Here is a 23888-nt window from a genome sequence, read left to right on the forward strand (position 1 = left end):
ATTTATTTATGTTGTCTTAGTTTTATGCTGACATGGTTTGCTCAACATGAGTAGCATCGATCAGCGGAGCCTCAGTCAAGGCTTGTAACTCTTTAAAGCTCATTCCATCCACTTTTTCAGTGACGACTAGGCCTTGTTTAGTCACATCAATCACGCAAAGATCGGTATAAATACGATCTACACAATGTTTTCCGGTTACAGGATAAGTTAAGGATTTAACAATTTTTGCAGCACCAGTTTTGGTTGTGTGATCCATGGTGACGAAAACTTTCTTTGCTCCTACAGCTAAATCCATAGCACCACCTACAGCTGGAATAGCATCAGCTTCACCTGTGTGCCAATTGGCTAAGTCTCCATTTTCAGCTACTTGAAAAGCGCCCAAAACACATATATCCAGATGTCCACCACGCATGATGGCAAAAGAATCACCATGATGGAAAAAGCTTCCGCCAGTGAGCATGGTGACATATTCTTTGCCAGCATTAATTAGATCTTGATCTTCCGAGCCTGCTTCTGGAGCAGGGCCAAAGGCCAATAAGCCATTTTCAGAATGTAGAAAAATTTCTTTATCATTGGGTAAATAATTTGAAATTTTAGTTGGTAAACCAATGCCTAAGTTTACATAGGCTCCATCAGGAATATCCTGTGCAACACGTGCTGCAATCTGATCACGAGAAAGTTTGCTATAGCTCATTGTTAACCTGCCTTGCTAAGTTCTACAGGATTTAGCTGTACAACATGTTGTACAAATATTCCTGGTGTGATGATGTGTTCTGGGTCTAAAGTACCCAATTCAACAATTTCATTCACTTGTGCAATTGTGACTTCGGCTGCCATTGCCATAATGGGACCAAAATTACGTGCAGATTTGTTGTAAACTAAATTGCCCCAACGGTCACCTTTATGCGCTTTGATTAAAGCAAAATCTGCTTTAATTGGATGCTCTAAAACATAGTCTTTTCCATCAATTGCACGAGTTTCTTTGCCTTCAGCCAACAATGTTCCAAATCCAGTTGGGGTGAAGATAGCACCAAGACCCATACCTGCAGCTTGAATTCGGCAAGCTAAATTTCCTTGTGGAACCAATTCAAGTTCCACTTTCCCTGCACGATACAGCTCATCAAATACATAAGAATCAGCTTGGCGTGGAAAGGAGCAGATCATTTTTTTGACATGACCTGCTTTAAGCAATTTGGCAAGCCCATAATCACCATTGCCGGCATTATTGCAAACAATCGTGAGGTTTTTTGCCCCGGTTTCGATGAGAACATCAATTAACTCCGCAGGTTGTCCAGCGGTACCGAATCCACCAATTAGAATGGTCGAACCATCTTTGATGTTCTGCATTAAATCCACAATTGAGGGTGTGATTTTATTCATTAATATAAATTCCATTTTCTAATTTCTTTCTTTGATGATTTCTCTTCATTGCAAAACTCAACATGATGACAGCTCCAATAAACATTAAAGTACTGCCGTAAAGCATGCCTGTTGCAAATGATTGAGTTAGATCTTTTAAGAAGCCGATTAAGAATGAGCTAACAATGGTTGCTGAATTACCAACAGCATTAATAAATGCAATCCCCAGGAATTTGGCACTGTTATCAAGGCTTTCGTCAGCAAAAGCCCAAAAAATACCCATAGTACTGAAACCTGCCATACAAGCTAGACATAGGCCAATCAGTTGTAGGCCTCCTATCTGAAGATATGCTGCCATGAGCCAACCTATACCGCCTAATAGCATTGGAATAAAGGTGTGCCAATAGCGTTCTTGTTTTTTATCGGAATGACTGCATAGAAAAAATAGGGCAAAAATAGTGACAAGATGAGGAATTGCAACAACAATACCAGTCATTACAGAACTAGCATTAGGTAAAGCTGTTGAAACAATTTGAGGAACCCAGATATTGACCATGCCACATGTGGTTACGATACAAAAATAGACTAATGCACAGCGGATAACGGAAGAGTTAATAAAAGAGAATGGGCTACTTTTTACAGTGGATTGAGATTTTTCATTTGTCTGCTCTTTTTCAAGCGCATTTATGAGAATGTTTTTTTCAGCTTCATTTAGCCATTTTGCTTCTTTAGGCTTATTTGGAAGTTTAGCAAATACAATAAAACCTAAGAGTATGCATGGTAAACCTTCCAATAAAAATACCCATTGCCATCCTGATAAGCCCTGAAAGTCATGCATATTTAAGATATAGCCAGTAACGACAGAACCAAACATCGCAGTAAATGGCATAGCTAACATAAAGATTGCATTTGCTCTAGAACGATGGCTAGAGGGGAACCACTGGGTTAAATACAGTAGCATGCCAGGCATAAAACCTGCTTCAGCAATACCCACAATAGCTCGAATGATGTATAGCGATTTTTCATCTGTAGCAAAGGCAGTACAACTTGATGCAACCCCCCAAACAATGATGATAAATCCAATCCAAATTCGAGTACCTAGTTTTCGCAACATAAGGTTGCTTGGCATGCCAAAACAAATATAAAAGATATAAAAAATGGTATTAGCGAGACCAAAGCTTAATGCAGTTAGACCTAGGTCAGCACTAAGTTGTTTGCCAACGAAACCGATATTAATTCTATCGAGAAAAGAAAAAATAAATAAAATTAAGAGAAAGTAGAGCAGTTTTTTATGAACTTTTTTTATGACAAAATTCAGTTTGTCCTGATCTTGTTTACCATCTGCATTAAAAGATGCATTATTTTGATTTGATTCCATCGTTTCTTCCTTTGAACACAATATGGAATAGGCGAATAAATCGCCTAGTTAGAGTTAAATCATTGCTAAATCGTATATATTTGCAGCCTTCATTAAGCCTTCTAAAGTTTCACGGTTATTGGCTTGCCCAAATACATATCGATCGGGACGTACCAAAATGGCAATAGCCTGATTATCTTCAAGCCATTTTTTAGGTTGGGTGGAGTCAGCAATTAAGGTCACCAGGTTTTCTGTATGATTAAGATTATCGATAAGATGTTTAAATTCCGGGTGAATAAATAGTGCATATTGATAACCAACAATTTCATCACTTAACTGATCATTTATAAGTAGAAATTGAGGCGAAATCTGCCCACTTAACTTATCTCCAGTTATATAAAATCCCTGTCCAAGCTGTGGTGTTGGGGTGATAAAGTTTTTCAGTTGATTCACTTGTTGTTGGAATTCAGCATCTTCACAATAATTTTGAATAATTTTTCCGAAATTAACTGCACCATTAACAAATTCTGTGACATGTGAAAGACGTTCAGAATGATAGCTTTCAATCAAACCAAGGTTGTTGTGTTGAATTGATTCATTTAGCTTCCATGCCAAGTTTGCAGCATCACGGATACCTGCTGCCATACCTTGGCCCATAAATGGTGGGGTTTGATGAGCAGCATCACCAGCAATGATTAACCGATTTTTACACCATTTTTTTGCGATAAGTGCATGAAATGTATAAACAGCAGAACGTTCGATAATTGCATCTTCTGGACGAATATATTTTTCCAAAAGCTTCCAGATACTTTCCGGTGTAGCAAGTTGCTGTACATCATCTTCTGGCATGACCATGATTTCCCAACGTCGGCGCATGCCTGTACCTTTGATATAACTCATTGGACGTTTTGGGTCACAGAATTGGATACTATAATCACCAATGTCATTGGTATTATTCTGGGCAATAAAATCGACAACCAGCCATTTGCTATGTAAGTCTAAATCTTCAAATGTTGTTCCAATCAAACGACGTATTAATGAGCGAGCACCATCACACCCAACCACAAATTTTGCTTGAGCTTGGTGAAGCGTGCCATTGGCTAAGTTTTCATAATGGATTGTACAAGCATCTGCATGCTCATCAATTTTAAACACTTCATGGCGTAATTTAAGATCCAGCAAATTATGGTCATGAATTTTAGCGCGTAAGACAGCTTCTAAATCTGGTTGATGGATTCGATATGCTGAGCTCCATTGATGGATACCTTTAGTAGTAGGTCGCTCCCAAGTAATTAATAAATTACCTTCAGCATCTTCGAACTTCATACCTGGACCAGGTGCAATTTCTTCAAGAAGTTTTTCAGTGATGCCAATTGTTTGGAAAACACGCATACATTCAGCATCAAAACGAATAGCACGTGGAAGTTGTAGAATGGCAGGTTCACGTTCAATAACGAGAACTTCTAATCCCATTTTAATCAATAAGTTTGCTAGTGTGACTCCAGTAGGACCGTAGCCTACAATTGCAATATCATAATTTTTTTGTAAATCCATTTTCAATTTCCTTTACGATTATTGAGGCTTTTTAAATTCATTTAAAAAGCCTCATTTCTTATTTATGCATCATTTTTAACAACGTTCTTAAGTACTCCAACTTTATCCACTTCAATTTCAACAACATCCCCTTCTTTGAGCAAAAGAGGTGGGGTACGTTTTAAACCAATACCACCTGGTGTACCGCTGACAATCACATCACCTGCACTGAGTGGGGTAAATGTTGAGATGTAGTTAATTAAAGATGGAATATCGTGAATTAACTGTGTGGTGAGTGCACGCTGCACTTCTTGTCCATTAACACGAGTAATTAAAGTCATCGTTTCATTTGCTTTGATTTCATCACTTGTTACTAACCACGGACCAAAGCCACCAGTCTGGAAGAAATTTTTACCTGGTCCCCATTGCGCAGTATGTCGTTGCCAATCACGTACTGAACCATCGTTGTAGCATGAGTAACCAGCGATATGATCCCATGCATTTTCTTTTGAAATACGACGGCCACCTTTACCAATCACAATGGCAATTTCACCTTCATAGTCAAACTGCTCAGCTTCAACAGGTCTTAATAGGGGTTGGTTATGGCCGATTTGTGATGGTGCCAAGCGCATAAAGATCATTGGTTTTTCAGTAACTTCACGTTGAGTTTCTTTTACATGTTCACCATAGTTCAAACCGATACAGAAAATTTGACCTGGATTAGGGATCACTGGTTCAAATTGAATATCTGTTAAAGCGTAATCACTTTCAGTATTTTCAATTGACTGAATCGTTTCAGCTAAATTTTCTACTGCAAGTAAGCTTTTTAAATCTTCAAATTTGCCATTTAATTTCTTTTTTAAATCAATGACAGAATCATTTTTGATTAAACCGAAAGATTGTTCGCCATTTACGCTAAAACTTAATAATTTCATAAGGGTCGTCCTTGATTGGTTTAAAATAATTATCAATAGTCGATAAAGATTGACACAATAATTCCAAAGATATAATGTTGTGTCAACACTTTTATCAATTATTGAGAAAAATATGAAAGGACTCAGCTTTAGCCATATTGGAATATATGTGAAAGATCTTGAAAAAATGGAAGATTTTTACACTAAGGTTTTAAATTTCTTTGTGACGGATCGGGGTAATCTGGATACACCACGAGGTAAAGTACAACTGGTATTTTTAAGTCGTGATCCAAAAACACATCATCAAATTGTGTTGGCAAGTGGGCGTCCAGAGGAAAATATTTTTAATCCGATAAATCAAATATCTTTAGAAGCAGATTCTTTAGAAACCTTGCAAGAATTATTTTTGAATTTTAAAGCATTGAATGTCCCAAATATTGATGCTATTACCCATGGCAATGCAATCTCATTCTATGCGCCAGATCCTGAAGGGAACCGCTTAGAATTATTTATTGATACACCTTGGTATGTTTCACAACCAATGAAAGTTCCATTAGATTTGACATTAGATGCTCAAACAATCATGAGTATTGTGGAAGGTCATGCACGGGAACTACCAGGTTTTTGCCCAAGAGTGGAGTGGGAAGGTAGAATGCAACAATTAATGTCAGCTAGCTAAATAGAGGAAAGAATGTCTACATCCAACAATATGTTGCAAATTTTGACGTTATTCACAATAGATCAACCTGTTTTGGATGCAGACACCATTTGTGAAAAATTGGAATTTTCAAAGCCTACAGGTTACCGATATATTAAAGACTTAGTGGTACATGGTCTTTTGGAACGTTTGTATGGGGGACAATATACTTTAGGTCCACGTATTTCAGTAATGGATTATATTGCCCAACGCTCTAACCCGGTTATTCAGTTAAGTATTCCGCTAATGAAAGATATTGTGGAACAGACGGAATTCAATTGCTGTTTAACACAATTTTATGAAGACTATTGTTTGGATATCTATCATGAAAGTTGTAAGGAAACGACTTTATTAGCATATGGACGGGGCCGACCAAGACCAGCATATGCGGGTGCAGCACCAAAAGTTATCCTAGCCAATACTGCCACGAAAATTCAAAAATCAATTTTTCAAAAATATAATGAGCAATTTCTTACATCAGGTTTTGCGCAAGATGAAGCCACGTTTATTCAAAAACTGAATGAAATTAAAAAGCAAGGCTATTACTTTTCAAAGGGTGAATTGGAATCGCATTTAGGTGCAATTGCTGTCCCAATCATTTATTCAAATAGAGCTTTTCCAATCTCACTCAGTATTGTGGGATCAGTAAAACGTTTCAATCTTATAAATGTTGAAACTATTGTCAATATATTGAGTCAATCTGCAAAATTTATTGAAAGTGAATTCAAAAAAATAGATTCCGATCATTTATAAGAGGTGTGTTTTGATTACGGTTTGGGGACGTCCAGATTCCACCAATGTACGTAAAGTTATTTGGTGTTTACATGAGTTAAATTTACCATTTGAGCATATTTTGGCAGGTGGTCAATATGGGTTGACCACAAGTAGTGAATACTTAAGTATGAATCCTAATGGTTTAGTACCGTGCTTAAAAGATAATGATTTTTTACTTTGGGAATCAAATACTATTCTCCTATTTCTAGTAGAAAAATACGGAAAGGAATCAATTTATTTATCTGATATAGAAAGTCGCTACTCTGCTGAAAAATGGATGGATTGGTGTTTGAGCACTTTGGTTCCAAATTTTAGAATCATCATGTTGCAACTCCAGCTTCCAAAAGATCAGCAGAATGCAGGTACCTTATCTAAAGCAATTGTGGTATTTGAGCAAAAATTAGAATTGCTACATGAACATCTTAAATATAACAAGATGATTGCAGGGGAAATTTTTTCAGTGGCTGATATTGCATTGGGAAGTTATTTCCATAGTTGGAATAAAATCAAGGTGAAAAAAAACTATACTTTTCCAGCAATTGAAAGATGGTATGCAGCATTAATCAGTCGTGATGCTTTTAAAAAGATAATCCCAGCGTGAACTAGTTTCTAGACAAAAGCATCAATCGCGTTATCAACAAAATCTACATAATTTTTAAATTTATTTTTATTACATATACAGCTAAAGGAAGGCTAAATGTTAAATGCATATATCTACGATGGATTTAGACCCGAATACTTTCACGGTTGAACTGAATGTTGAAGATACCAGTAATTGGTATGCTCAAAATCAAACCGCTACGGTACTGACGATCCGCTCCAACTCTCCTGACAATATTAATGCGACCAATGTGTCGATCAATAACGGTCAATGCAGTTATGAAGGTCACCGAAGAAAAATTCAGTATCCACAAATATTTAAGATGGGGCAGGTATTGAAATTACAGCTGACGGGATGCGGATACAACAATGTAGTGCAGGTGGACGTTGAAACTGAACAGGGCACAGCCAGTTATAGTTTTCAATAAATGATCTAAAAAACCAGTCACAGCTGACCTAAAGACCAAACCGCATCCTTCGGGGTGCGGTTTTTTTATGTCTGCACCCTACCGTATTTTTATAAGGAATTAATCAATGTCCTTTATCCACTGTCCTTATTGCCAGTCTGCCAATATCAAGCAGACCGAATCTGGACACCCTCATGAACAGTATTTCGAACAGCTGCGGCATTTTATTTCCCCAGCCCAGATGGCGCTGTTCGGAATCAAGATCGCAAAGCAGACCGGTGCTCCCCCTTTAGCCGGTGCGGTGGTTGGCATCGTTATCGGTGGTGTGCTGGTGATGGTGAGTCAGTATTGCTTTGAACGGCATTACGGTAATGCCATGAATTTCATCTGTCAGGACTGTCAGCAGTATTTTGCATGGGCCAAACCAACTTAAATAGCCTGTTCTGTAGATACAGGTACTTTTAAACACTATTCAGCTTTGATTTCACCATCTCACATTTTTCATCACTTAATTCATTTCAAGCATTTTACTTTTTAAATTAAGGAATATTTACTATGGCACATTTAATCGAAAACATGGCTTATGTTGGTCAAACTCCTTGGCATGGCCTGGGGAATCAATTGACACAACAACAACCGATTGATGTTTGGGCGAAGCAGGCAGGTATGGATTGGCGCATTGAATCCTCCGATGTCAGCTACATGGCAAAGAATGAACGTGGGCAAAGCATCATTATGCCCTATGAAGAACAGCGGGTGCTGTACCGCTCTGATACACATGCACCTTTGTCTGTGGTGAGTCAGCGTTACCAAGAAGTTCAACCTAAAGAAATTTTAGAGTTTTACCGGGATCTGACTGAGCAATCCGGTTTTGAACTGGAAACCGCAGGTGTACTCAAGGGGGGTAAAAAGTTCTGGGCTTTAGCACGTACCGGACAAAGCACCGCTTTAAAAGGCAAGGATGTCAGTAATGGCTATATTTTATTAGCAACCGCATGCGATGGAACCTTAGCGACCACTGCACAATTTACCAATATTCGTGTGGTGTGCAATAACACCTTAGCGATTGCCTTACGTGGACAGAGTAGTAGTGCGGGTGTGGTCAAAGTCCCACACAGTACTAAATTTGATGCGGACAAGGTCAAGCAACAATTGGGTATTTCAGTCCGTGCATGGGATGAGCATATGTATGAAATGAAACAGCTGAGTCAGCGTAAAGTTACTCAAGGTGAAGCGGCAGCTTTCTTTGATGCCGTATTTAACAACACTAGCCTAAGCATTGCAGACCAGGAGGAGAACATCATTCAGTTCTATCGCAATGTGGCTAATCCAACTCCAGCGAAAGAAAAGTCTGAACCGAATGGACGAGCGATGAGTAAAGCCCTGAACATGTTTAATGGACAAGGACGTGGCGCAGCACTCAGTTCAGCCAAAGATACCGCTTATGGCTTACTCTGTTCAATTACCGAGTTTGCCGACCATGAACGTCGTGCTATGAGTACGGATCATCGTCTGGACTCTGCCTGGTTTGGGGCAGGTGCTGCGTTAAAGCAGCGTGGACTAGAACAGGCACTCCGCTTAGTGGTTTAAGTTTTATTTAACCCAGTACCATTACAGTAACGGTCAAGGGTCATGTAGATGATCCTTCTCCAGTGAAGACCCCTCTTTTGCCACATCTCCAGATGTGGCTTTTTTTATGCCGCAAATTTTTACAGCCCCAGCTATTTATAAGGATCAGACCATGAATCAGATTGCACCCATAAATCCCCCTCAACGTCCTCGTTTCCCAATTCCGAATGAGAGCAATGAATCAAATACAGTTACTAAACGAACAGTGACCGCCAAGCGTTTAGCCAATACCAAAAATATGGATTATCAGGAATGGCTAGAAGTACGTAAACAAGGCATTGGCAGTAGTGATGCCGCAACCGCATGTGGATTAAATCCTTACATGTCGATGCTGGAACTGTGGATGATCAAGACCGGTCGAACTCAACAGAACATTGATGATGACAGCTCAGGCGTTGCACCATTGTATTGGGGCAAACAGTTAGAGCCTTTAGTGGCTGAGTATTACAGTCTACACACCAATAACAAAGTTAGACGAGTCAATGCCGTGCTTCAGCATCCCGATCCGGATAAGTCCTTTATGTTGGCAAACCTAGATTACTCAGTTGTTGGCAGTGATGACGTACAGATATTGGAGTGCAAAACTGCTGGGGAACATGGTGCCAAGCTTTGGCGAGATGGGGTGCCGTTATACGTGCTGTGTCAGGTGCAACATCAACTGGCTGTTACAGGTAAACAGGCAGCACATGTCTGTGTCCTGATCTGTGGGCATGAAACCAAGATCTTTAAAGTCAGCCGTTCTGAATCAGTGATTCAACACATCGTTAAGGCAGAGCGTTATTTCTGGGAATGCGTGGAAAATAATACTCCGCCATCGGTAGATGCGAGTGAATCCGCAGCCAAAGCTATCCAGCAATTGTATCCAGCCCATGTGCCACTGAGCGTTGAAGATCTATCACAAAATGAAAATGCCAATTTGATGTTCGATCAGCTCATCAAAATGAAAGAAGAGATCCAGCATAAGCAGGAACGCTTTGACCAGCTGAAGCATCACATCCAAATGCTGATGAAAGATGCAGAGCGAGCAGTGTTCAGTCGTGGCTCTGTAGTTTGGAAGAAAACCAAGGAATCAATCAGTCTGAATACCAAAGCATTGCTTCAGCACCAGCCTGAACTCATCGAACTTTATCCACTGGAAAAGCAGGGCAGTCGTCGATTCAACATCTATACCGACTAAGCCTGTTTCCGTCCATTCAATCACAGAAGCGCAAAAACCGCTCCCCGCCCTCCATTCGCTAGGAATAGAGGGCAATACGGTCGCGGCTTTTGTAGCGAGCTATATACATATTTATTGAATCAGGTGACCTACATAAAGGTGGATGATCTGTAAAAAATCAAATTGAGGAAAATAGAATGATTAAAGGTTTAGCGATTACACCACCAGCCCTAGGACGTATCAGTATTGGTCGGGTGGTAGAAAAGAACGGTAAGCGTCTGCCTGAAAAGGATGACCAGTTCACCATTACTTCCCAGATCCAAAGCAAAGAGAGTGGCTGGATAAAGCATCCACTTGATGAACAGCTTCGAGCACAAGCACCCAATCAAAAACTCAGAACTATCCCGGTGCGCCTGATTTTCAATGATCCTGATCTGAACTTACGAGCTGAATACACTTTGTTTGACCGACAGACCGGACGACCAGTGTGTGTCGGTAATGGTGAAATCTGCCAGCGTTTAACCAATCAAGGGGTCGAGCAACATCCATGTCCATCACCGGATTTATGTCCTCTAGCTCAAGGAGGGAACTGTAAGCCCTATGGTCGCTTGCATGTGAATTTGGATGACTCGGATGAGTTTGGAACCTTCATTTTCAGAACTACAGGCTTTAATAGTATTCGAACTTTGGCTGCACGATTGAGTTACTACAGTGCAGCTTCAGGAGGCTTACTGTCGTGCCTACCATTGCAACTCACTTTAAGAGGGAAAAGTACCACACAAAGCTATCGTCAACCTGTGTACTACGTCGATCTGACTTTACGGGAGGGTATTAGCTTGAATGATGCCATTACTCAAGCCAAGCAAATTGATGAACAGAGCAAGCAGGCCGGATTCTATCAGGAGGCACTGGATCATATCGCCAGACGAGGTTTTGCCAATGCACGGTTTGAGACGGATATAGAGGAAGGGTTAGATGTGCTGGAGGAATACTATCCTGAACAAGAACAGAACCGGGCAGTGGAGCAACAAGCTTCGCAGGATGGATTTGTGCAGGATATTAAACAGGGGTTGCAACGCAGTGTTAGAGCAGTCAATTAGATGCTATTGGATCTTTATGGAGTAAATTCAGAATGGATTAAATATTTTTGAGCTAAAGTCAACTCGCTCAAATAATCTAAGGAGAGTCGGTCATGAATACATTTGTTGGTCAAATATTCCAAATGAACCAAATCATTAATCTGAAAGAAGTAATCAAATTTACAGGCTTAAGTCGTGCAACGATTTATAGGATCATGGATGAGCATCATAAACAATATGATCCGACTTTTCCTAAGCATGTCAATTTGACTATTGGTCGTGTTGGGTGGTCAGCTTGGGAAATCAATCAATGGATTGAAGACAAGTTGACGAATCGATAAAAGATGGGAGCTTCAGCTCCCTTTTTTATATAAAATAATATTGAATTTTAAGATTTTTTTTTAGTTTCATTAATGTATATTAAAAAAGAAAATATGAAGTTTTGTATGGAAAAAATATGAATTGTAAAAAATGTAATGAAAAATTTGCTTTAACTGATTTGATTTGTTTGCAATGTGGGGAAATTACGGAAAAGTACAACGTAAAAGATTCTCAAGTTTTATCTAATATATCTAGTAAAGTTTCTGAAATTAAAAATGTAATCAATAAAAATGTTTTTGATTTACAACCCTATATGTGGAGTCCAAAGGTTAAAGGCTTTGCAGAGAAAATTGAGCAAACAAAAGTTTTATTAAATTGGGGCGATTTAGCTACTCAGGTTCCAGATGATTTAAATAAACAAATAGAAAACTTCTTAAAATATAGTGCAGAGGCTGAAGTGCATATTGCACTTGTTGGAGCGATTAAAGCAGGAAAATCTAGCTTAATTAATGCTTTATTAGAGCAAGATCTTGCGTCAGTTTCTGTAACACCAGAAACAGCATCTTTAACAAAATTTAGATCATCAGGTAATAACAAGAATACTATTAAGGTTAGCTTTTATAGTAAAGAGGAATGGGGTGATTTATGGAAAAGTGCAGAAGAAAATAATGCGACTGTTTTTATAAATGATTATAAAAAACTTAATGCGGATGAAATCAAAAATGAATGGATTGGTATACAAGACATCATTGTTGAATGTGATTCCTTAACGGGCTTAAAAGAAGAAATTTTTAAGTGGAGCTCTTCTAAAACTGCAACTCATTATTTTGTCAGAGAATTAGAAATTAGCCTTACAGATTTTAAAATGCCAAAAGGAATTGTGTTTGTAGACACTCCCGGATTAGATGATGTTGTTGATTATCGATCAAATATAACTCGTCAATATATTGATCGAGCTAATGCAGTATTGGTTTGCGTCAGATCTGAGGCACTTACTGGCAGCGAAATGAATACTATATTGAGAGTCTTTGCGAATACTCGTCATAATCCTGAAAAAGTATACGTAATTGGTACCAAGTATGATGCTTTAAATAATCCTGAGGGTGATTGGGACAAGCAAAAAAATGAGTGGTTAAAATATCTTGAAATTGATAGTGCATATGGTTCTAGAGAGTTAGCAGAAAAAAATCTCATTATTACTTCAGGAATGTTGTATCAAATTGCTATGCAAGAAAAAAATATTGAAAGTAATGATCCTAAATTTTTTAATTTATTGAGTGTCTTAGCTAAGTTCAAATTTATGCCAAATCAAATAGAAGAAAACCAGGATAAATTAATTGAATTATCGAATCTTAATTATTTGAAGAGCCGAATTGAAAGTGATCTAGTAATAGGTTACCAACAGAGATTAGTTGAAGATATTGAAGGTAAGTTTAAATCAACTAGTAAAGCAATTAAAAAATTTGTTGATGAAATTAGAACAGGTCAAATTGAAATTTTAGAGGTAACACAAAAAAGTGTTGAAGAAATTATAGTGTTTAAAAACAAGCAAGTTAAACTTTTGAAAGAGCTTGAAAGTGAACGTAATGAGTTGGAAAGCTATTTGGCTGATTTTGAGAGTCAAGCGTTAGCAAGGTCTTCAGAGCTTTTACATGATATTCGTAGTTTAAAACTATCCTAGGTATAGCCTGATATGAATAGTAAAAAGAAAATTTTGATAGAACGAGCCGAGAAAATTTTTCAAGATCATTGGTTGTCTTTTAATGATACTAAAATAAAAGATATTGTACCCAATATATTCTTGTCTATAGATAGGAATGAGTTGTTAAAAAGTGGAGTAATCGTTAAAAGAAATAAAAAATGGTTATTTAAACCAACAGGGGTTAAGTACGTATATAGAGTTTTTCAAAACTGTTTGATTAATTTTGAAGATGATTTAACGAATCGATTTTTAAAAAAAGAACGTGAAGTTGAAGAGATGAATATGAATGTTAATAGGTTAAATGTATTTATTGAATTCAGTGGCTTACAAGATATATTAAACAATGTTAATCGTAAGGATAGTCCACAAATTAAAAATTTAGTGGCATCAAGCCAAATTTATAATTTGTTTAGAGAGGATGTTTAAATGGGATTTTGGGGTAGTGTCGGAGGTTTTATTTCGAGTGCAGCTTCAGCTGTAACTAAGACTGTTGTTCCAATTATTGTTTCGACTGTTGTAAGTACTGTTAAAAATTTACTTACAGGGTCTGCAGAGAAGGTTGGTTCAACTTCTTCATATAGTTCAAATGCTTCTTCTGTAGCAGAAACTATTAATATTGGTGAGATATTGACAAGTTTTGGCATGAAAGTACGAGATCAAACAGATGTGATCGAAGAAAAGACTCTTGATGCAGTAGAGTCTTATTTTGATGAACTTCAAGATTTAGTCTCAGGTAAAATTGATAATAATATTCTACGAAGTTCTGTAAGAGAAACAAAAAAAGAAGTAAAAGGTATTTTAAAACAATATATTGCTCAAAAAGTTTCTTTAGATAATACGGAGTGCCTGGCTGTTTTAGAAATGAAACCGGGTCAAGAAAAAACTAAGAGTATGGCTGCATTTCAGAAGAAAATTATTAATGAAGCTATCGAGGAGTTGGATCGTAAGCTGACTAAAGCAATCCGGAAAAATGAAAAAATTCTGATTAATTCAATTAATAGCTCAATGAAAGGACGAGAAAGCCAATTGCAACAAACCTTGAAAAGTTCTGAGGATATTATCAATGAGAAAAATTTAAATCTCAAAGATAGTGATGCAACAAAGGCTGATCCATTACTACGAATATATCAAAGTCAATATATGAGTAGAATACTTGGAGTCTAATTTTTTTTAGCCTTTTAAATTGAAAACCTAATAGGACTTATTGAAAAATAAGGGAGCATTTGCTCCCTTATTTTTTTTATTTCTAGAAAACCCATCCTCATTTCAGGCACAATCCATCTAATTTAAAAATGCTATAGCTTTCACGCTTTGGAAATTGTTGGTATGTCGAATAATAACTTTTCTCAGGTTGCAGCCTTCATTTGGTCGGTTGCAGATTTACTTCGTGGTGATTTTAGACAATCGCAATATGGACGTGTCATTTTGCCGTTTACCTTGTTGCGCCGCTTAGAGTGTGTGCTTGCGGACAGTAAAGCTGCCGTTGTATCAGAGCATGAAAAAATTCAGTCATTGAACCTACCTGAAGAAGCACAAGAAAAGTTCTTATTACGTGCCACCAATGAATTGGCATTCTTTAATACTTCGCCTATGGATTTAGGCAAGATGGGTCAAACTGATATTAAAGCCAATCTCAAAACCTATGTGCAAAGTTTTTCTAAAGATGCACGTGAGATTTTTGAGCATTTTAAATTCGATGAATTTGTCGGTTTACTCGATGATGCCAACTTGCTTTATAAAGTCATCAAGATGTTCGCCACGACTGATCTCAGTCCTGAAGCTGTTTCTAACTATGAAATGGGTTTAGTGTTTGAGGAACTGATTCGTCGTTTTGCGGAAAGCTCAAATGACACCGCAGGGGAACACTTTACTCCGCGTGACATCGTGCGCTTAACAACATCACTGGTCTTTATGGAAGATGATGAAGCCTTAAGTAAAGAAGGCATCATCCGTACCATATACGATCCAACAGCAGGGACAGGTGGATTTTTATCCTCTGGGATGGAATATGTACTAGAGCTCAACCCGAATGCAGTGATGCGGTCTTTTGGTCAGGAGCTAAACCCTGAGTCTTATGCTATCTGTAAAGCAGATATGCTGATAAAAGGTCAGGATGTCAGCCGAATTAAACTCGGCAATACTTTATCCAATGACCAACTATCACACGATAAATTTGACTACATGCTGTCCAATCCGCCTTTTGGTGTGGACTGGAAAAAGATTGAAGCTGAGATTAAAGATGAACATCAAGTCAAAGGCTTTGATGGGCGTTTTGGTGCAGGCTTGCCGCGTGTATCCGATGGTTCTTTACTATTCTTGATGCACCTGATTAGTAAAATGCGTGATAGCGATAGCAGCAACCAACAAGGTAGCCGGATAGGAATTATTCTAAATGGTTCACCATTGTTTACAGGTAGTGCCGGCAGTGGTGAAAGTGAAATCCGTCGTTATATTCTAGAAACTGATTTGCTTGAAGCGATTATCGCTTTACCAAATGACATGTTCTATAACACTGGCATTGCGACTTATATTTGGGTACTGAGCAATAAAAAAGACGCTGAGCGCAAAGGAAAAATACAGCTGATTGATGGTAGTAATCTGTACAGCAAAATGCGTAAGTCTCTCGGCTCTAAGCGTAATGAGATGAGCGAAGACGATATCAAGACCATTATCCGCAGCTTTGGTGACTTTGAAGTGATGGACGCGCGCACACTGGATAAACCAGCAGAAGTTAAGTCTAATCGTGGTCGCCAGTCAGCTAACCCTAAAAGTGAGCCTGCCAAAACCTTTGCCAGTAAAATCTTTAATAGCTATGAATTTGGTTATCGCCGCGTGACCATTGAACGTCCATTGCGTTTATCTGCACAGATTAGCGATGAAGCCATTGCTTCTTTACGTTTTGCACCAAAGCCATTTAATGCGGTGATGCAAAGCATTTATGAACAGTTTGGTACGACATGGACAGATGCACCTACAGATGAAAGCTATGGAGATTTATCCGAGGTTGTACTTGAAGTACGTGCCTTAGTTAAAGCTGAATATCCAGAGCTTAAAGAAAAAGACATTAAAGATGTACTGGATAGCAAAATTTGGTTATTCCAAAAAGAACTCATGCAAAAGGCTCACGCTTTACAAGACCACATTGGCACAGCCCAATGTGATGACTTTAATCGTTTTGATGAAACCTTAAAGCAAGCCTTTAAAGCGACTGATATCAAGCTCGATACCAAAGAGAAAAAACAATTCCTCGATGCCATTACCTGGAAAAACCCTGAAGCGGAACCTGTTATTAGTAAAGTGGTAAAACAAGCTGAAAACCCACTTTATGGTCAGTTTACTTACAACGGTAAAGTAGTTGAGTTTGTACAGGATGGTGATTTGCGTGATGCTGAAAATATTGCTTTAAATCCAAACGTAGACACCACCGATTTAATTGAGACTTACTTTAAACGTGAAGTTCAGCCGCATGTACCTGATGCGTGGATTAATGCCGATAAGCGTGATGATAAAGATGGTGAAATTGGTATAGTGGGTTATGAAATTCCATTTAACCGTCATTTTTATGTTTACCAACCACCGCGTGATTTAGCGGAGATTGATGCGGATTTGGATGCGGTCAGCCGTGAAATTATGGCACTTTTGCAAGAGGTGCATTCTTAATGGCGAAGTACCAGAAATATGCTGAATATAAAAATTCAGGTGTTGAGTGGTTAGGTAAGATTCCTAGCGATTGGAAGGTTGTTAAATTAAGTTATAAATTAAAATTATTAAGTGGTGATGGGATAACCGCTTTTGATATTGAAGACACGGGAACTTATCCCGTATTCGGTGGTAATGGTCTAAGAGGATTTACTGAACAATATAACTGTGATGGCGAGTATGCATTAATTGGTAGACAAGGCGCACTTTGTGGAAATATCAATGTAGCAAGAGGAAAGTTTTTTGCTACTGAACACGCTGTTGTTGTCTATCCATACGAAACCTTTAACCTTACGTTTTTATCAGAATTTCTTAGATTTATGGATTTAGGGCAATATTCTGTTTCTGCCGCCCAACCAGGAATTGCAGTTGATCGTATTAATACGCTTCCGATAGTTATTCCTACATTAGGTGAACAAAATGCTATTGGTGCTTTCCTCGATCATGAAACCGCAAAAATTGACACTTTAATTACCAAACAAAAAAAGCTAATTGAACTGCTTAAAGAAAAACGTCAAGCGGTGATTAGCCATGCCGTGACTAAAGGGCTTAATTCAAATGTCCCGATGAAAGATTCTGGTGTTGAGTGGTTAGGGCAAGTGCCTGAGCATTGGATTGTTTCAAAGCTAAAATATGAAAGTGAGGTTGTCGATTGTCGAAATAAAACACCTGAATATTTTGAAAACGGTGAATATTTTGTAATACGCACTACGAATGTTAAAAACCAAAAATTAAATTTTAATGGTGCTTTATATACAGATAAAAAGAATTTTGAAATATGGACTCAAAGGGGAGTTCCACCAGCAGGCTCAATATTATTTACACGAGAAGCTCCAACCGGTGAAGTTTGTCTTGTTCCTGAAAATATTAAGTTTTGCATGGGGCAGCGCATGATGAATTTTATTGCAAATACTAAAAGTTATAGTGATTATCTATTTGATTATCTGATTTCAGATTGTTTAGAACGCTATATCAATAGCGTTTCTCATGGTAGTACAGTTACTCATTTGAGAGTAGAACAGGTTGAAAATATTCCTGTTCTTGTACCATCGGATGCTGAAATAAAAGAAATCCATCACCATATTTTGATTATTAAAAATAAATATGATGCGATTGAAAATAAAGCCCACCAAATCATTCAACTGATGCAAGAACGTCGAACCGCACTTATATCTGCTGCCGTCACAGGAAAGATCGACGTACAAAACTGGCAAAATCCAACTGAGGCTAAAATGGAGTTTAGCGCATGAGTTTAGATGCTACTCGGGAAAATATCTTCCAAAACGATATGATTCAGCATATGCAAGCCAACGGTTGGGTGTTGGGGACAGCCAAACACTATGATCGTGAAAATGCCCTGTATAGCGCAGATGTTTTAAATTTTGTCCAAACTACGCAGCCTGAAGAATGGAAAAAGTTTTGTCAAAGCTATCCTATCGATTCAGAAAGACATTTTATCGATGCCTTGGTGGTACAGCTTAAAAAAGCCGACATCAATGCTACTGATCAAGCCTCACGCAGTTACGGTACATTGGGTGTGTTGCGTCATGGGATAAAAATCCGTAATGCACGTTTTAAATTGTGTCAGTTTAAGCCTGAGCATAATCTCAATGCCGATACCTTGGCATGTTATGAGCAGAACATTTGCCGTGTGGTGCCTGAGTTGGTGTATAGCCCATATGCCACAAAAGCAGAATTAGAAAGTACCGGTGTGCAAGCCAAAAAATGGCGGATTGACCTAGTACTGTTTATTAATGGCTTACCAGTCTCTACGCTAGAGCTTAAATCTGAATTTAAGCAGACTGTGCAAAACGCGATTACCCAGTATAAAAAAACGCGCTTGCCGAAAGACCCTGATACCAACAAGCCTGAACCCTTACTGACCTTTAAACGTGGTGCATTGGTACATTTTGCCGTGAGTCAGTATGAAGCCTATATGACCACACACTTGGCAGGCGACAGCACCTTTTTCTTACCCTTTAATAAAGGTACGCATGACGGTGGTGCAGGCAACGATGCACCCGAAGATCAAACCCGCTATGCCACCGATTATTTGTGGAATGAAGTATTAACACCTGACAATTTGCTGAATATTCTTGGACGTTTTGTTCACTTGAATATTGAAGACAAAGAAGATGCGGAAGGACGTAAATACAAAAAAGAAAGCCTGATCTTTCCACGTTATCATCAGTGGAATGTGGTAACCAAACTGGTTCAAGATGCCAAAGATAATGGCACAGGGCATAAATACCTGATCCAGCACAGTGCCGGTTCAGGTAAATCCAATTCGATTGCATGGACAGCGCATCAGCTTTCTACCTTGTACGATGAACATGGCAATAAACAGTTTGATTCTGTAATTGTGGTGACGGATCGCACCATCCTAGATGCCCAGCTACAAGATACGATTTATCAGTTTGAACATGCCGATGGCGTAGTGGGACGAATAAACAATAAAGAAGGCGATGGCTCGAAGTCGGAGAAACTGGCAACGTCACTGGAAAAATCTCAACCGATTATTATTGTCACCATTCAGACTTTCCCGTTTGTACTCAAAGCCATTGAAAACAGCACCGCATTAAAAGAAAGACGTTATGCCGTTATTGCTGATGAAGCACATTCATCGCAAAGCGGCTCAACGGCGCGACAGCTCAAAGAAGTCTTGATGACTGACAGCAGTGATGAAGATGTCATGCTGTCATCGGAAGATATTTTAGATGCTACTTTGGCAGCGCGTCGTGCCAATCCGAATGTCAGTTATTACGCCTTTACCGCAACACCTAAAGCCAAAACCCTAGAATTATTTGGACGTTGTCCAAATCCTTTATTACCGCCATCGGCAGAGAATAAGCCTGAAGCCTATCATGTCTATTCCATGCGCCAAGCGATTGAAGAAGGCTTTATTTTAGATGTGCTGAAGAACTACACCAACTACAAAGTGGTGTATAAGCTGACACAAAAACTGGCTGAAAAAGACCATGAGGTGGATGCTAAAAAAGCTAAGGTTAAAGTCAATCAATGGGTACGATTGCATGACCACAATATTTCACAAAAAGTAAAAGTGATCATTGAGCATTTTAAAAAGAATGTGATGGGCCTATTGGGTGGTCAAGCCAAAGCCATGGTAGTGACCAGTTCACGTAAAGAAGCTGTGCGTTATAAACTGGCCTTTGATAAATATGTCACCGAACAAGGTTATCAGTCGATTCAAGCGATGGTGGCATTCTCGGGTGAAGTTGAGTTTAACGATTCAGATCCCAACAGCAGTGCCTTGGCCGGGAAGAAATTTACTGAGCACAACATGAACCCGAATTTAAAAGGGCGTGAAATGCGTAAGGCATTTGACAGTGATGACTACCAGGTGATGTTGGTCGCCAACAAGTTCCAGACTGGCTTTGACCAACCGAAACTCTGTGCCATGTACGTGGATAAAAAACTCGGTGGGGTAGAGTGCGTACAAACCTTGTCTCGCTTAAATCGCACGTATCCGGGTAAAGCAGAGTCAGGTACTTTTGTACTGGATTTCTTTAATGAACCCGATGAAATTTTAGAAGCGTTCCAACCCTATTATCAAACCGCTGAACTGGCGGATGTGACCGATCCAGATAAGGTCTTTGAGCTGTTTAACAAGCTCAAAAGCAATGGCATCTTTTTGTGGTCGGAAGTCGAGCAGTTTGCCACGGCATTCTTTAGCCGTAATAAATCCAACGCTGTATTGGCGAATATTTGTAAGCCAGCCATTGAGCGTTGGCAACAGCGTTATAACACAGCCATTACTGCATATAGTAAAACCAAAAACATGCTGGAACGCTGTAAACAAACGGGTGATGCGGTATTGATTGGTAATGCGGAAAAGGATTTTGCTGAAGCCAAAAAAGCCAAAGATGAACTGGAAATTTTTAAAAAGGATTTAGGAACCTTCACTCGCTTTTATGAATTCATGTCACAGATCGTCGATTATGATGATAAAGAGCTGGAGAAGCTGAGTCTGTTTGCACGTAACCTGAGACCGATGCTACGTGAAAATATCATCTTGGATGATGAAATTGATTTAAGTAATGTCGAGATGAGTCACTATCGCTTATCTAAGCTACGTCAGATTGATATTGAATTACAAGCCAATAGTAACGAGCATCAGCTAGAGCCAAGTAATGATGTCGGCAGTGCGACTGCTAAAGACAAAAAGGAAGATTTTTTATCCAGCATTATTCATCGTTTAAATGAAGTCTTTGTGACAGATAAGCTAACAGATCAAGACATGGTTAATTATGCCAATACCATTGCAGACAAGGTTTATGAAAATAATGGTGTGATGTCGCAAATTGCCAACAACACACGTGAGCAAGCGATGCTAGGTGATTTCCCTCGTGCCATTGATGATGCCATTCTAGGGAGTCATGAAGCGCATAGAGAGCAAATGATGCAATTGCTTTCCGATCCATCTAAAGCCCATGTTTTTGGTCATTTAATTTTTGATATGTTGGCGAATCGCGGGCAGATGCCGTTGAGATAAAACTAGTGATTTAGAATAGATTAAAATTTACAGGGGGAATTTTGAAAGACTTAATAATTAATTTATTGGATTTAAATCCAAATTTAACTGGTAGAGAAATTTCGAAAAAACTAGGGATTGATAGAAAAGCTATTAATTCATTTCTGCATGAAAATGCAGATAGTTTTTACCAAAATGAATCAACTTATCAATGGTGTAATTTAAAAAAATCTGATGAGGAAATAATTATTGCATGTTCATCTGGCTGGATAGATGCAGAGATATTTGAGAATAACATTTTAATACATTCGAATTTATTCGAAAAAGACTTAATACGTTTTGTTTTTAAAGGAACTCAGTTATTACTTGATGCAATTTTAAGATTGTTGTGTATTACAAATCAGTTAAGTTTTGCAAAGAAAAAGGTGGTATTAGATTTTAATAATTGTATTAATACATATAACTATATAAATCGTATAGGTTTTTTTAAGTGTTTATCAAAGGATGTTATCGTTTTACCTCGTAGACCAAATGAATTCTTAGCTAATAAATATCATGGGAATTCTGGTAATTTAGTGGAAATATTTAAAATCATTCCATCTAATCAGGCAAATGATGAAATGGCAAAGATTTCAGCAGTATTTGAAGATAATTTTAGCAAAGAAGAATCTTTATTTCTTTTGCCAAAACTTAGATCTTTTATTGCTAACTTGATTGATAATGTTAGAGAGCATGGACATTCAGATTTAGATGGATTTTCAGCATTACAAATTTATCACCCAAATAAAAATTTGGATCAAAAAAAAATTATTTTAGTTGTGGCTGATAATGGTTTAGGATTGACAAATACACTTAGGAAAGCCCTAAAGCTAAATAAGTATAAAGATATAGCAAGTCAACTTTCCAAAGAAAATTTAGATCATACGAAGAAATTAATATCACTTGTATTTAATCTGGGAGGTATTTCACAAACTGGCGATGAAAATAGAGGGTTAGGACTGCATGAGATACATCGGAATTTGCAGAAGCTTCCAAAAATACAAACGATGGAATCACTAAATTTAAATAATATTCAAGTAACCGTATCAATTCGACAAGATACTTATCAAATTAACTTCCCTTATAAGGATAAGCCTTTGGTTGTTGAAGATATGACTAGTCTAAATCATCTTACAAAAATTAATGGCACACAATTTATTTTGACAATACTATTGACAAAATAACTTATTCTGATTAAAAGAACGACATGAACGAGAATGTATGCACCATGAAACTAATAGAGTTATGTGATGGAAATAGGATGCCTTTTGGAAATAAAAAAGGCAAAGATATTTTTCCTAAATTAAAAGCAATTATTGACTCAAATCCTTCAAAAAATATTTTTGAAATATCCTTTGATGAAATTGAGTTTACAGACTCATCCTTTGCTAGAGAAAGCATTTTGTTATTGGCTAAAATGTTTCGTGGTAATAAGGGAATTTATCTATCCAATTTTGATCCTCAATATATTGATATGATAGATAATTGGGATTATGCGGCAGAAAAGGTGCAACAACCAATTTTAGCTAAAATTGGGGATAATATACGGTTGTTAGGTGATAAACTTTCAAGTTCTAATAGAGAAGTATTTGATTTGGTTATGAAAAATAAATCAATTACAACTAATAAAGTAGCTAAGCAATTGAGCTTGTCAGTTCCAAATGCTAGTAGCAAATTAAAGAAATTAGTAGATGAAGGTTATATACTTAGAATAGAGGAAGTTGCTGAGTCTGGCGGGATAGAATTTATTTATAAAAGTATTTGCTAAAAAATCTGCTTAAAAATCTTTACTTAATCAGAATAATCAGGTTATTATAGTAATAAGGGCATAAGTCCTTTAATTTTAATATCTGATTAATCGGATTTACTTAAGCAGAATAAGGTGAAAGCTATGGCTACAAATCCTCCATCAGGCGATGGTCATCGGAATGGCGCGGTACGTGATCGTTCACAAACACAAACCCCGAGTGGACATTGGGTAAAGCGTGATACAGATACAGGGCGTTTTATGGATGTAAAAACATCAGATAAAACACCTTTTAAAGGAGTACGTAAGGAAAAATAAAGGCTTAAAACGAAAAAAGAGGTGGCTTTTATTAATTTAATGAAACCACTTCCATTTTGAAAAAA

Annotated in this window: 23 protein-coding genes; 18 read left to right on the forward strand and 5 right to left on the reverse strand. The window is 37.9% G+C overall.

What is annotated here, in order from left to right:
- Positions 1-22: 22 nt before the first annotated feature.
- The 5 genes from AC3CAU_RS07565 to AC3CAU_RS07585 form a co-directional block, all read right to left on the reverse strand.
- Positions 23-694 (reverse strand): 3-oxoacid CoA-transferase subunit B, encoded by a 672-nt coding sequence (locus tag AC3CAU_RS07565; RefSeq protein ID WP_447054185.1) that lies wholly within the window; start codon positions 692-694, stop codon positions 23-25.
- Between the two features lie 2 nt (positions 695-696).
- Positions 697-1380: a 3-oxoacid CoA-transferase subunit A gene (locus AC3CAU_RS07570; protein WP_447054186.1), complete on the reverse strand. Its 684-nt coding sequence runs from the start codon at positions 1378-1380 to the stop codon at positions 697-699.
- Complete coding sequence (locus tag AC3CAU_RS07575) at positions 1373-2737, reverse strand: MFS transporter (RefSeq protein ID WP_447054187.1); 1365 nt, start codon at positions 2735-2737, stop codon at positions 1373-1375. The genes AC3CAU_RS07570 and AC3CAU_RS07575 overlap by 8 nt, the downstream gene beginning before the upstream one ends.
- Positions 2738-2791: 54 nt before the next feature.
- The gene (locus AC3CAU_RS07580) at positions 2792-4270 is read right to left on the reverse strand and encodes a bifunctional 3-(3-hydroxy-phenyl)propionate/3-hydroxycinnamic acid hydroxylase (protein ID WP_447054188.1); all 1479 of its coding nucleotides are present in this window, start codon (positions 4268-4270) and stop codon (positions 2792-2794) included.
- A 62-nt stretch (positions 4271-4332) separates the two neighbouring features.
- Entirely contained in the window at positions 4333-5184 is an 852-nt protein-coding gene (locus AC3CAU_RS07585) for a fumarylacetoacetate hydrolase family protein (protein ID WP_447054189.1), read from the reverse strand.
- Positions 5185-5263: 79 nt separating this feature from the next.
- On the opposite strand from AC3CAU_RS07585, the gene AC3CAU_RS07590 reads away from it, so the two are divergent.
- From AC3CAU_RS07590 to AC3CAU_RS07675, 18 genes are all read left to right on the forward strand, one after another.
- Positions 5264-5842 (forward strand): VOC family protein, encoded by a 579-nt coding sequence (locus AC3CAU_RS07590; protein ID WP_447054190.1) that lies wholly within the window; start codon positions 5264-5266, stop codon positions 5840-5842.
- A 12-nt stretch (positions 5843-5854) separates the two neighbouring features.
- Positions 5855-6613, forward strand: a complete 759-nt coding sequence (locus AC3CAU_RS07595; protein ID WP_447054191.1) for an IclR family transcriptional regulator — start codon at positions 5855-5857, stop codon at positions 6611-6613.
- A 10-nt stretch (positions 6614-6623) separates the two neighbouring features.
- Positions 6624-7235: a glutathione S-transferase family protein gene (locus AC3CAU_RS07600; protein WP_447054192.1), complete on the forward strand. Its 612-nt coding sequence runs from the start codon at positions 6624-6626 to the stop codon at positions 7233-7235.
- Positions 7236-7338: 103 nt separating this feature from the next.
- Positions 7339-7662: a hypothetical protein gene (locus AC3CAU_RS07605; protein WP_447054193.1), complete on the forward strand. Its 324-nt coding sequence runs from the start codon at positions 7339-7341 to the stop codon at positions 7660-7662.
- A gap of 106 nt (positions 7663-7768) precedes the next feature.
- Entirely contained in the window at positions 7769-8074 is a 306-nt protein-coding gene (locus tag AC3CAU_RS07610; RefSeq protein WP_447054194.1) for a hypothetical protein, read from the forward strand.
- A gap of 122 nt (positions 8075-8196) precedes the next feature.
- Entirely contained in the window at positions 8197-9231 is a 1035-nt protein-coding gene (locus AC3CAU_RS07615; protein WP_447054195.1) for a DUF932 domain-containing protein, read from the forward strand.
- 151 nt (positions 9232-9382) lie between these two features.
- Positions 9383-10447 (forward strand): YqaJ viral recombinase family nuclease, encoded by a 1065-nt coding sequence (locus tag AC3CAU_RS07620; RefSeq protein WP_447054196.1) that lies wholly within the window; start codon positions 9383-9385, stop codon positions 10445-10447.
- 176 nt (positions 10448-10623) lie between these two features.
- A complete protein-coding gene (locus AC3CAU_RS07625) occupies positions 10624-11526 on the forward strand; it encodes a recombination directionality factor (RefSeq protein WP_447054197.1) in 903 nt (300 codons plus the stop codon).
- 92 nt (positions 11527-11618) lie between these two features.
- Positions 11619-11846: a helix-turn-helix transcriptional regulator gene (locus AC3CAU_RS07630; protein ID WP_447054198.1), complete on the forward strand. Its 228-nt coding sequence runs from the start codon at positions 11619-11621 to the stop codon at positions 11844-11846.
- 116 nt (positions 11847-11962) lie between these two features.
- Positions 11963-13507, forward strand: a complete 1545-nt coding sequence (locus AC3CAU_RS07635; RefSeq protein WP_447054199.1) for a dynamin family protein — start codon at positions 11963-11965, stop codon at positions 13505-13507.
- Positions 13508-13519: 12 nt separating this feature from the next.
- Entirely contained in the window at positions 13520-13954 is a 435-nt protein-coding gene (locus AC3CAU_RS07640) for a hypothetical protein (RefSeq protein WP_447054200.1), read from the forward strand.
- The gene (locus AC3CAU_RS07645; RefSeq protein ID WP_447054201.1) at positions 13955-14692 is read left to right on the forward strand and encodes a hypothetical protein; all 738 of its coding nucleotides are present in this window, start codon (positions 13955-13957) and stop codon (positions 14690-14692) included.
- 162 nt (positions 14693-14854) lie between these two features.
- Complete coding sequence (locus AC3CAU_RS07650) at positions 14855-17188, forward strand: type I restriction-modification system subunit M (protein ID WP_447054202.1); 2334 nt, start codon at positions 14855-14857, stop codon at positions 17186-17188.
- Complete coding sequence (locus AC3CAU_RS07655; RefSeq protein ID WP_447054203.1) at positions 17188-18477, forward strand: restriction endonuclease subunit S; 1290 nt, start codon at positions 17188-17190, stop codon at positions 18475-18477. The genes AC3CAU_RS07650 and AC3CAU_RS07655 overlap by 1 nt, the downstream gene beginning before the upstream one ends.
- On the forward strand, positions 18474-21740 hold the full coding sequence (locus AC3CAU_RS07660; protein WP_447054204.1) for a type I restriction endonuclease subunit R: 3267 nt from the start codon (positions 18474-18476) through the stop codon (positions 21738-21740). The genes AC3CAU_RS07655 and AC3CAU_RS07660 overlap by 4 nt, the downstream gene beginning before the upstream one ends.
- Positions 21741-21781: 41 nt before the next feature.
- On the forward strand, positions 21782-22942 hold the full coding sequence (locus AC3CAU_RS07665; RefSeq protein ID WP_447054205.1) for a hypothetical protein: 1161 nt from the start codon (positions 21782-21784) through the stop codon (positions 22940-22942).
- A gap of 77 nt (positions 22943-23019) precedes the next feature.
- Entirely contained in the window at positions 23020-23526 is a 507-nt protein-coding gene (locus AC3CAU_RS07670) for a winged helix-turn-helix transcriptional regulator (RefSeq protein ID WP_488368453.1), read from the forward strand.
- Between the two features lie 123 nt (positions 23527-23649).
- Positions 23650-23823: a hypothetical protein gene (locus AC3CAU_RS07675; protein ID WP_447054207.1), complete on the forward strand. Its 174-nt coding sequence runs from the start codon at positions 23650-23652 to the stop codon at positions 23821-23823.
- Positions 23824-23888: the final 65 nt, after the last annotated feature.

Source organism: Acinetobacter sp. GG23, assembly GCF_057766365.1.

Bases quoted from the DNA above. Each gene is read 5' to 3' on its own strand.
- AC3CAU_RS07610 (WP_447054194.1), top strand. From the start codon at position 7,769: ATGTCCTTTATCCACTGTCCTTATTGCCAGTCTGCCAATATCAAGCAG.
- AC3CAU_RS07645 (WP_447054201.1), top strand. From the start codon at position 13,955: ATGGGATTTTGGGGTAGTGTCGGAGGTTTTATTTCGAGTGCAGCTTCA.
- AC3CAU_RS07635 (WP_447054199.1), top strand. From the start codon at position 11,963: ATGAATTGTAAAAAATGTAATGAAAAATTTGCTTTAACTGATTTGATT.
- AC3CAU_RS07650 (WP_447054202.1), top strand. From the start codon at position 14,855: ATGTCGAATAATAACTTTTCTCAGGTTGCAGCCTTCATTTGGTCGGTT.
- AC3CAU_RS07625 (WP_447054197.1), top strand. From the start codon at position 10,624: ATGATTAAAGGTTTAGCGATTACACCACCAGCCCTAGGACGTATCAGT.
- AC3CAU_RS07620 (WP_447054196.1), top strand. From the start codon at position 9,383: ATGAATCAGATTGCACCCATAAATCCCCCTCAACGTCCTCGTTTCCCA.
- AC3CAU_RS07660 (WP_447054204.1), top strand. From the start codon at position 18,474: ATGAGTTTAGATGCTACTCGGGAAAATATCTTCCAAAACGATATGATT.
- AC3CAU_RS07565 (WP_447054185.1), bottom strand. From the start codon at position 694: ATGAGCTATAGCAAACTTTCTCGTGATCAGATTGCAGCACGTGTTGCA.
- AC3CAU_RS07675 (WP_447054207.1), top strand. From the start codon at position 23,650: ATGGCTACAAATCCTCCATCAGGCGATGGTCATCGGAATGGCGCGGTA.
- AC3CAU_RS07580 (WP_447054188.1), bottom strand. From the start codon at position 4,270: ATGGATTTACAAAAAAATTATGATATTGCAATTGTAGGCTACGGTCCT.
- AC3CAU_RS07605 (WP_447054193.1), top strand. From the start codon at position 7,339: ATGCATATATCTACGATGGATTTAGACCCGAATACTTTCACGGTTGAA.
- AC3CAU_RS07595 (WP_447054191.1), top strand. From the start codon at position 5,855: ATGTCTACATCCAACAATATGTTGCAAATTTTGACGTTATTCACAATA.
- AC3CAU_RS07640 (WP_447054200.1), top strand. From the start codon at position 13,520: ATGAATAGTAAAAAGAAAATTTTGATAGAACGAGCCGAGAAAATTTTT.
- AC3CAU_RS07630 (WP_447054198.1), top strand. From the start codon at position 11,619: ATGAATACATTTGTTGGTCAAATATTCCAAATGAACCAAATCATTAAT.
- AC3CAU_RS07575 (WP_447054187.1), bottom strand. From the start codon at position 2,737: ATGGAATCAAATCAAAATAATGCATCTTTTAATGCAGATGGTAAACAA.
- AC3CAU_RS07670 (WP_488368453.1), top strand. From the start codon at position 23,020: ATGCCTTTTGGAAATAAAAAAGGCAAAGATATTTTTCCTAAATTAAAA.
- AC3CAU_RS07570 (WP_447054186.1), bottom strand. From the start codon at position 1,380: ATGAATAAAATCACACCCTCAATTGTGGATTTAATGCAGAACATCAAA.
- AC3CAU_RS07585 (WP_447054189.1), bottom strand. From the start codon at position 5,184: ATGAAATTATTAAGTTTTAGCGTAAATGGCGAACAATCTTTCGGTTTA.
- AC3CAU_RS07615 (WP_447054195.1), top strand. From the start codon at position 8,197: ATGGCACATTTAATCGAAAACATGGCTTATGTTGGTCAAACTCCTTGG.
- AC3CAU_RS07655 (WP_447054203.1), top strand. From the start codon at position 17,188: ATGGCGAAGTACCAGAAATATGCTGAATATAAAAATTCAGGTGTTGAG.